The organism is Ruegeria sp. AK11 (assembly GCF_056541095.1).
In genome coordinates this window covers 1-7661 of sequence record NZ_JBQFXU010000025.1, presented here as the reverse complement: position 1 = coordinate 7661, position 7661 = coordinate 1, and the positions used below count along the sequence as shown (strand labels likewise).

Annotated in this window: 8 protein-coding genes; 4 read left to right on the top strand and 4 right to left on the bottom strand. The window is 60.1% G+C overall.

Annotated elements, in window-relative coordinates; translation table 11 throughout:
• The 3 genes from ACR0D9_RS20415 to fahA all read left to right on the top strand — a co-directional run.
• Nucleotides 1-425, top strand: a 425-nt coding sequence (locus tag ACR0D9_RS20415) for a homogentisate 1,2-dioxygenase domain-containing protein (RefSeq protein WP_480540082.1), incomplete at its 5' end; no start/stop codon positions are given.
• On the top strand, nt 425-1060 hold the full coding sequence (gene maiA, locus ACR0D9_RS20410) for a maleylacetoacetate isomerase (protein WP_480540080.1): 636 nt from the start codon (nt 425-427) through the stop codon (nt 1058-1060). The genes ACR0D9_RS20415 and maiA, both read left to right, overlap by 1 nt.
• A 7-nt stretch (nt 1061-1067) precedes the next feature.
• Nucleotides 1068-2327 carry a fumarylacetoacetase gene (gene fahA, locus ACR0D9_RS20405; RefSeq protein ID WP_480484933.1) on the top strand — a complete coding sequence of 420 codons (1260 nt, stop codon included), beginning with the start codon at nt 1068-1070 and terminating at the stop codon, nt 2325-2327.
• Nucleotides 2328-2446: 119 nt separating this feature from the next.
• Here the strand turns inward: fahA and ACR0D9_RS20400 are convergent, their stop codons facing one another.
• Genes ACR0D9_RS20400 through ACR0D9_RS20385 form a run of 4 tightly spaced genes read right to left on the bottom strand, consistent with a single transcriptional unit; the run spans nt 2447 to nt 5946 of the window.
• Nucleotides 2447-3589 (bottom strand): saccharopine dehydrogenase family protein, encoded by a 1143-nt coding sequence (locus tag ACR0D9_RS20400; protein WP_480540078.1) that lies wholly within the window; start codon nt 3587-3589, stop codon nt 2447-2449.
• Nucleotides 3590-3592: 3 nt separating this feature from the next.
• Nucleotides 3593-4648, bottom strand: coding sequence for a saccharopine dehydrogenase (locus tag ACR0D9_RS20395; protein WP_480540076.1), 1056 nt, complete (start codon nt 4646-4648; stop codon nt 3593-3595).
• Between the two features lie 14 nt (nt 4649-4662).
• Entirely contained in the window at nt 4663-5277 is a 615-nt protein-coding gene (locus tag ACR0D9_RS20390) for a glutathione S-transferase family protein (protein ID WP_480540074.1), read from the bottom strand.
• 18 nt (nt 5278-5295) lie between these two features.
• A complete protein-coding gene (locus ACR0D9_RS20385) occupies nt 5296-5946 on the bottom strand; it encodes a histidine phosphatase family protein (RefSeq protein ID WP_480489466.1) in 651 nt (216 codons plus the stop codon).
• Nucleotides 5947-6085: 139 nt separating this feature from the next.
• Here ACR0D9_RS20385 and ACR0D9_RS20380 point away from each other — a divergent pair, with 139 nt between their 5' ends.
• Nucleotides 6086-7282 carry a Zn-dependent hydrolase gene (locus tag ACR0D9_RS20380; protein WP_480489465.1) on the top strand — a complete coding sequence of 399 codons (1197 nt, stop codon included), beginning with the start codon at nt 6086-6088 and terminating at the stop codon, nt 7280-7282.
• Nucleotides 7283-7661 lie beyond the last annotated feature (379 nt).

Below are 7661 nucleotides of genomic sequence, written 5' to 3'. Positions count from 1 at the left end.
TCTCATCTCCACTCTCTGATGGTTACGATGAGCCTGAAATCCTCCGCTACGCAATCAACCTAGTCTGTTCCATGGGTGCTGATGGCGGACACCGTCCGCCGTGGTATCACAAGAACATCATGTCCGAACTAATGGGCAACATTTACGGCCAGTATGACGCCAAACCGCAGGGCTTTATCCCCGGCGGCGTCAGCCTGCACAATATGATGTTGCCGCACGGGCCAGACCGCGACGCGTTCGAGGGTGCCTCGAACTCGAACCTTGGGCCTGAAAAGCTGGACAACACCATGTCCTTCATGTTCGAGACCCGCTTCCCGCAGCACCTGACAGCCTTCGCCGCGAACGAAGCCCCGCTGCAGGACAATTACATCGACTGCTGGGACAGCCTTGAGAAGAAGTTCGACGGGACGCCAGGTAAGAAATGATGGGTCTTAAGTTATATACCTATTGGAGATCGACTACATCCTATCGGGTGCGTATCGCATTAAATCTGAAGGGTGTGCCGTTCGAAAGCTGCCCGGTCAATCTGGTGAAAGGCGAGCAAAGAAGCGCAGCCTATCAAGCGATGAACCCCGGCAAGGGGGTGCCTGTGTTAGAGATTGAGGATGGCACCAAGTTGACCCAATCTCTGGCTATCCTTGATTATCTTGACCGCGCCTATCCCGACCCGGCGCTTCTGCCGGACGACCCGATTGCGCGGGCCAAGGTGATGGCGGCGGCGCATGTGATTGCGCTGGACATCCATCCGGTGAACAACCTGCGCGTTGTTCAACATTTGGACGGGATGGGGCACAGCAAAGCGGAAAGTGTGGACTGGATGGTCCACTGGATGAACGAAGGTCTGACCGCGTTTCAGGCTATGCTGCCCCAAGGCACCCGCTTTTCCTTTGGCGACATGCCATCGCTTGCGGATATCTGCCTTGTATCGCAGCTTTACAACGGGCATCGCTGGGGTGTGGACATGACGCCCTTTGCGCGTCTGACCGAAATCGAAGAAACCTGTCTGGCCCTGTCCGCCTTCGCCGATGCGCGACCCGAGGTACAGCCGGATGCCGAGTGAGGATCACATGAGCCAACTGAAAAAGTCATGGGTGGACAGCGCGAACTCTGCCGAGACCCCCTTTCCCCTGAACAACCTGCCTTATGGTGTGTTTTCGACCTCAGACAGCGCACCGCGCTGTGGCGTGGCCATCGGGGATATGATCCTTGATATGCACGCAGCCGAAGAAGCTGGCCTGATCGAGATTGGTGATGAACCCGTTTTCGACGTGCCCTTCTGGAATGAATTGATGGAGCAGGGATCGGACGCATGGGCCGCCCTGCGCGCCCGTCTGGAACAGCTGCTGGGCGAGGCTTCGACCGAACGTGACACTGTTGAGCCTCTGTTGGTCGCCCAAGCCGATGCCGAGCTGCACATGCCGTTCCTTGTGTCCGAATACACCGATTTTTATGCCGGTCGTCAGCACGCCGCGAACATGGGCGCGATCCTGCGCGGCTCGCCCGAACTGCCGGCCAACTGGCTGCACATTCCGATCGGTTACAATGGTCGCGCGTCTTCGGTTGTGATCTCGGGTACGCCGATTCACCGCCCGAACGGTCAGCGCAAAGCGCCCGACGCCGAGATGCCCAGCTTTGGCCCCTCGATGCGTTTGGATATCGAGCTGGAAATGGGCGCCATTGTTGGCAAGCCGTCCGAGTTTGGCCAGCCGATCACCGTGGATGAAGCCGACGACATGATCTTCGGCTATGTGCTGCTGAACGACTGGTCCGCGCGTGACATCCAAGGCTGGGAATACCAGCCGCTTGGACCGTTTCAGGGCAAGGCGTTTGGCACCTCGATCAGCCCCTGGATCGTGACCGCCGCCGCGTTGGAAACGTTCCGTGCGCCAACGCCCGAACGCGAGAAAAAGCTTCTGCCCTACCTCGACGGCTCAAAGGACGGCCTTTACGACATTGAGCTTCAGGTGCTGATGCAGCCTGATGGAGCCGAGAAGGCGAGCGTCGTTGGCGAAACCAACTACTCCCGCATGTATTACTCGGCCGCCGAACAGCTCTGCCACCACGCCATCGGCGGCTGTGCGATGAATGTGGGCGACCTTCTGGGGTCTGGCACGATCTCAGGCCCAACCAAGACGGAATACGGTTCTCTGATGGAGATGAGCTGGGCTGGTCGCGAGCCCTTCACGCTCGATACCGGCGAAACCCGGACTTTCATCGAAGACGGAGACACCCTGACCCTGCGCGGTTCGGCCAAGGGCGAAGGCTTCCAGATCGGCTTTGGCGATTGCGTCGGGCAAATCCTGCCCGCCGTTAACTGGCCCAGGTAAGTGGCGAGCAGGGCAACATCGGTTGTTCCGCACCCGCCGTTTGAAAACCTGTGATCCTGCTCGATCATGTTGTTCAAAAAAGCCATTCCGGTGTATCTGGAATGGCTTTTTGGGTGCGATCAGGCCCTATGATCCACGATCTGCAAGTGCTGGGCCAGCCGGTCGATCTCGGCCATCCAGCCTTGTACCAGTTTTGGGTCGCTTGGGGCTGCGTGAACACCTGCGGGGATTGCGCGGTTCATAACGGCCTCGACGGCAAGTGAAACCGGGATCGATACCAGACGCGCCATTGCTGTGCCGCGCTCATCGCCCCAGGCGTCCATGACATAGGTCTTGTGCCAGACAGGAACGCCGTCTTTCTCGGCTTTCAGTCCAACACACAGCACAACGCGGTCGGGCTCACCTTCGTCATAGGCGTTTTCGCTCCAGAACTGGTCAGACATCTCTTTCAGACGCGCATCCCCTTCCGGGCCCGACAGGGTTTCGATTTCACGGAACACATCCGACCACGCATCCGCCCAACCGTTCAGGCGCAGGGTGCCGCGGACGAATTCTCTGACTGGCCAGTGATCCTCGAACTGGTACTGCGGCTTGAACGGGATCGAGTCGCGGTTGGGATAGACCTCGAAACTTTCCGGCGTTGGCAGCGGCGCGATATAGCTGCTGATCGCATCCCACGGACGGGCAACGTCCAGCGGGGCATAGTCGCGGATCGACTTCGACGGCGACCGCAGCGCCTTGAGCACACCCAAGGGCGACCAGCTGAACTTGTAGCGGAACGGGTTCGGGATCTTGGGAATGCCACCGCAATACGAAATAAAGCTCAGGTGGTTTTGCGGATCGAACGCATCCGAGGCGCGATAGTCATCGACCAGTGCATGGGCCATCAGGTGGTCGATGCCCGGATCCAGACCAACTTCGTTGACCAGCGCCACACCGGCCTCGCGCGCCTTGTCGTCCAGTGCGCGCATTTCGGGCGCGATATACGATGACGACACGAAATTGGCCTGTTTCGAGATCGCCAGTTCCGCCAGTGGCACGTGCCAGTCGCCCGGCAGCATGGACACGATCACGTCGCCCTTCTCAAGCACATCACCCAGTGCGTCGATGTCGAAGGCGCGGATATCGTCGGTCAGGTCCCCAACCTCGGCCCTGGCTTTTTCGATCGTCCGGTTCCAGACGGTGACCTTGCGACCACCGTCGATCAGACGGCGCAGGCCGGGGATGGCCGACAGGCCGGTGCCACACCAGTGAATCGTCATCGCTCAGATCCCTTCGATATGTGTTTTGTAAATCGCTTCTGCCCGACCCCAGACGCCGCTGTCCAGATCGGTCAGGGTCAGAAGCGACGGCAAAAGCTGTGCCGCATAATCTTCCGAACTTTCGACCGGCAGCATCGACGGCAGGTTATCGATGGCCATCACGTCCATCACCGGATCGGTTGCCACGCGCAAAGCAGGCGCGTCCCATGTGGTTGCACGGTCATAGACCGGCACCGGGTTGTAATCACTGTCCGGGTCGCAGGCGACATCGCCGATGGCGGTCAGGTTGCGCGGGGCAGTCAACGCCTCACGCGGAACAAAGACCGGGGTTCCGGGGCGCGCGAAAATGCAGTTCAGGAACAGGTCGTGGTCCAGAATTTCGGGAAACGGCCCGCCGCTGACGGTTTCCGCCATGTCCCATTTGGTGACGTCGACGCCCATCGCGTCGCACAGGTCTGCGGCCCCCGTACCCACGCGGCCCAAAGCGCCGATGACGATGGCGCGGGGGCGTGGGGCTCCGGTGGCGTCCAACTCGGCCAGCAATTCTGCGTTCAGAACGTCTTTGCCTGCATACACCCCAACCGGCGGGCATTCCTCGCCCCGTTGTTGCGCCGCCCATGTCTTGAGCGTTACCGCAGCACCGGCATACCCGGCCCAATAGCCAAAGGCGGCAACCCGGCGGCCGTCTTCGCCCACCAGATATTCCAGATCATAAAGCGTACCGCCTCCGGCCTTGAACCGCTCCAGCAGCGCGCGACCCGAATGCTGGCCCTTATAGGCGTGGCCGAACATGATGTGGCGATGGGGCAGTGGGGTGCCATCTTCGGGCAATTCTTTGAGGCCAAAGATGATCGCATCCCGCGGGGCCTCGGGCCACGAATTCTCAGCCGCGATTGCACAGCCAGCGTCCTTGTAACCATCAATCGGAATGGCGCGGACATGGCTTTCCTCAACCGTCACGCGGATGCCGGCTGCGATCAGTGCCGCGGCCCCTTCGGGTGTCAGCCCCACCCGTTCCTCGTTCGGGCGCTGTTCCGCCCTGACCCAGAGATGTGTCATCTTATTTCCTTTTGTCAGAGCATCCCGGCAGCGCGCACCGCCTGAACCGAAGGCCGTACCTCCATCGCCTTGCGGAAGGCGAGAATTTTGGGGAAGGCCGAGACATCGACGCCGTCACCTTCAAGCCAGCTGCAAACCACATAAAGATAGGCATCGGCCAGAGAGAACGCGTCCCCCAGAACAAACGGCCCGCGCAACCCGTTTGACGAGATATAGTCGCAAGATGCGGTCATCGTTTGCGCCACCTTGTCCGTCATGTCTTTCCAGCTGGATTTCTTGTCGGCCCAGCGATGCCCGCGCAGCTTGTGGGCGTGGTTCACATGCATGGTCGAGGCCAGATAGAACATCACCTCGCGCATGCGGGCGGCCATGACCGGATCAGCTGGCACCAAATCGGCCTCGGGTGCCTTGGCCGCAATATATTCCAGCAACGCGCCGGTCTCGGTCAGGATGCCGCCATCAACCACCAGCGCCGGAACGCGCCCCTTGGGATTGATCTGCTTGTAGGCCGGTTTTGTCTGTTCCCCATCGGCAAAGTCCAGCTTGATCGCTTCATAGTCCAGCCCGGCTTCTTCCAGAGCAATCGCAACAGCGACCGAGATGGTTCGGGGTGCATAATAAAGCTGCATCGGGGATCTCCGATCTGGTTAGAGGTGGGTTTGCGCGAACTGCCGGTCGGGTGCTTCCAGATGCGGCACCGCATTGAACAGGACCGGGCTCAGCTGTGCGCCAATCGGGTGCAGACGATGCATCGACGTGTTCATGATGGCAAGGGCCACCCGCGCCATCGACGGGATGTCCAACCCCATCGCCTGCCGCACCACCATCGAGATCAACCCGCCCGAGGTCACGACAATGGCCGGTCCGCCCTCGGTCCCGATCTCGTGCAGCGCGTCGCGAACACGGGCTTCGAACGCATCGAAGGATTCCGGCGCGTTCTCGATCTTTCCGCTGGCCCAGGCCGCGAAGGTTTTGGGCAGGTGTTCGACAAATCCCTCGCGATCGGTCGGGATTTCGACGCCGTGCTGTTCTTCGAACAACTGTGCAAGGGTGAAATACTCGATCTCGTTCAGCCGTGCGTCACAGACAGGATCAGCCAATCCCATGCTGGTCACCGTCTCGGTATGGCGGGTCAGGGTGCCACAATAGACGCGTGTATAGTGGCTGCGGGTGTCACGCAGATGCGCGCCCAGCCAGCGGGCCTGTTGATGGCCCAGATCGCTCAGCTTGTCATAGCTTGCTTCGTCGCGCGCCGTCGTGTTTGCCTGCCCGTGGCGCACCAATGTGATATGTGACATGTCGCTCCCTCTTGCGCCGAAGTCTTAGGGCAGGTTCCCTGCCGGGACCAGAGGGGTTTCTTGATCTCACCGGAAAAACATTCGCAGCTGTCCGGTTTCTGGCTATGGTCGCCCTGACCATCTGCGCCCGGAGGGATTCATGGCCGTCGACCACACGCGTTTTCTGGATGATCTGCACAAGCTGCGTGAATTCGGTGCCTCAGGTGTGGGCAAAGGGGTCATCCGACCAGCCTATTCCAAGGCGGATATCGCTGCGCGCCAATGGCTGGCGGACCGTATGGCCGATGCAGGTCTGACACCGCATTTCGACCCGGTCGGCAACCTGTTCGGGTTGGCGCCAGGTCGCTCTCTGCTCATGGGGTCGCATTCCGACAGCCAGCCCGAAGGCGGCTGGCTGGATGGCGCGCTCGGCGTGATCGCCGCGCTGGAGATCGCGCGGTCCAGCGACCAGCCGATCTCGGTCGTCAGTTTTCAGGACGAAGAAGGCTGGTTCGGTGTGACCACGGGCTCGGCGGTCTGGTCCGGCGGTCTGCCGCTGGACAAGGCCGATGTGTTGACCGACGGTTCTGGCGTCAGCTTTGGCGAGGCCCGATCTTCCATGGCGGATCTGTCGCAGGGTTTTGTCGATCCCGCGCGGTTCAGCGGTTTTGTCGAGATGCATATCGAACAGGGCCCTTCTCTGGACGCTGCGAACGAGCAGATCGGTGTCGTCACCGATATCGTCGGCATCCGGGACATGTCGGTCACTTTCGAAGGGCAGCAGAATCACGCGGGCACCACACCGATGCATTTGCGCCGGGACGCGTTTCAGGCGTTGTCACTGTTCAACACGCGCCTCAACGAACGGTTTCGCAACGTGGTGACACCACAAACCGTTTGGACCATCGGGCGGGTCGATCTTCACCCCAATGCGTCGTCCATCGTGCCGGGTCGGGCGCGGTTCTCGATGCAGTGGCGCGATGGCGATCCGGATCGGCTGTCGCGGATGGAGGAGATCATCCGTACCACAGCGCAGGAAATAGCCAGCGAACAGGACATGGTGCTGACCTACGGCCCTTTGCTCGGGTTGGAACCCGTCACGATGGATCAGACGCTGCGCGCGGCGCTGGAACATGGGGCCGAACAGGTGGCCCCCGGCAAATGGCGCAGGATGCCGTCGGGCGCGTTGCACGATGCCACAAACGTGTCGCGCCTGATGCCCGTTGCGATGCTGTTCGTGCCCTCAATCAACGGTATCAGCCACGATTTTGCCGAAGATACCGCCGAAAGCGATCTTGTCGCCGGGCTGAGGGTGCTGGATCTCGCAGTGCAGTCACTTGACGGACAGGCGCGATAAGGTGCAGGCAAAATACCGTTTTTTCAGGCCATTGCAGTCGGCTTGCCTGGTGTTATCGTCGCGTTCAAAGCTTTGATCGGCAAACCCTTGCAGAGGCCAAATGACAAATGTTGCCTAACGGAAAAAAGTTTCCTATAGGAACGCAATGGATGCATACGCCCGTATACAGACTTGCCCCACAGGCGGCGCGTCGGTTCGCAAGTTGACCGGAATCGTTGCAATATTGACTACTTGAGGCAGACTGACGGGAATGCGTTCCAAACCGAAAGATACGAAAAGGTATCCAAGATGACCGAGATTAGACGCACGCCGCTTTTTGGGCTTCACGTTGAGTTGGGCGGCAAGATGGTTGATTTTGCCGGGTGGGAGATGCCAGTTC

Coding starts and splice junctions, on each gene's coding strand:
- maiA (WP_480540080.1), top strand. CDS start 425: ATGGGTCTTAAGTTATATACCTATTGGAGATCGACTACATCCTATCGG.
- fahA (WP_480484933.1), top strand. CDS start 1,068: ATGAGCCAACTGAAAAAGTCATGGGTGGACAGCGCGAACTCTGCCGAG.
- ACR0D9_RS20400 (WP_480540078.1), bottom strand. CDS start 3,589: ATGACGATTCACTGGTGTGGCACCGGCCTGTCGGCCATCCCCGGCCTG.
- ACR0D9_RS20395 (WP_480540076.1), bottom strand. CDS start 4,648: ATGACACATCTCTGGGTCAGGGCGGAACAGCGCCCGAACGAGGAACGG.
- ACR0D9_RS20390 (WP_480540074.1), bottom strand. CDS start 5,277: ATGCAGCTTTATTATGCACCCCGAACCATCTCGGTCGCTGTTGCGATT.
- ACR0D9_RS20385 (WP_480489466.1), bottom strand. CDS start 5,946: ATGTCACATATCACATTGGTGCGCCACGGGCAGGCAAACACGACGGCG.
- ACR0D9_RS20380 (WP_480489465.1), top strand. CDS start 6,086: ATGGCCGTCGACCACACGCGTTTTCTGGATGATCTGCACAAGCTGCGT.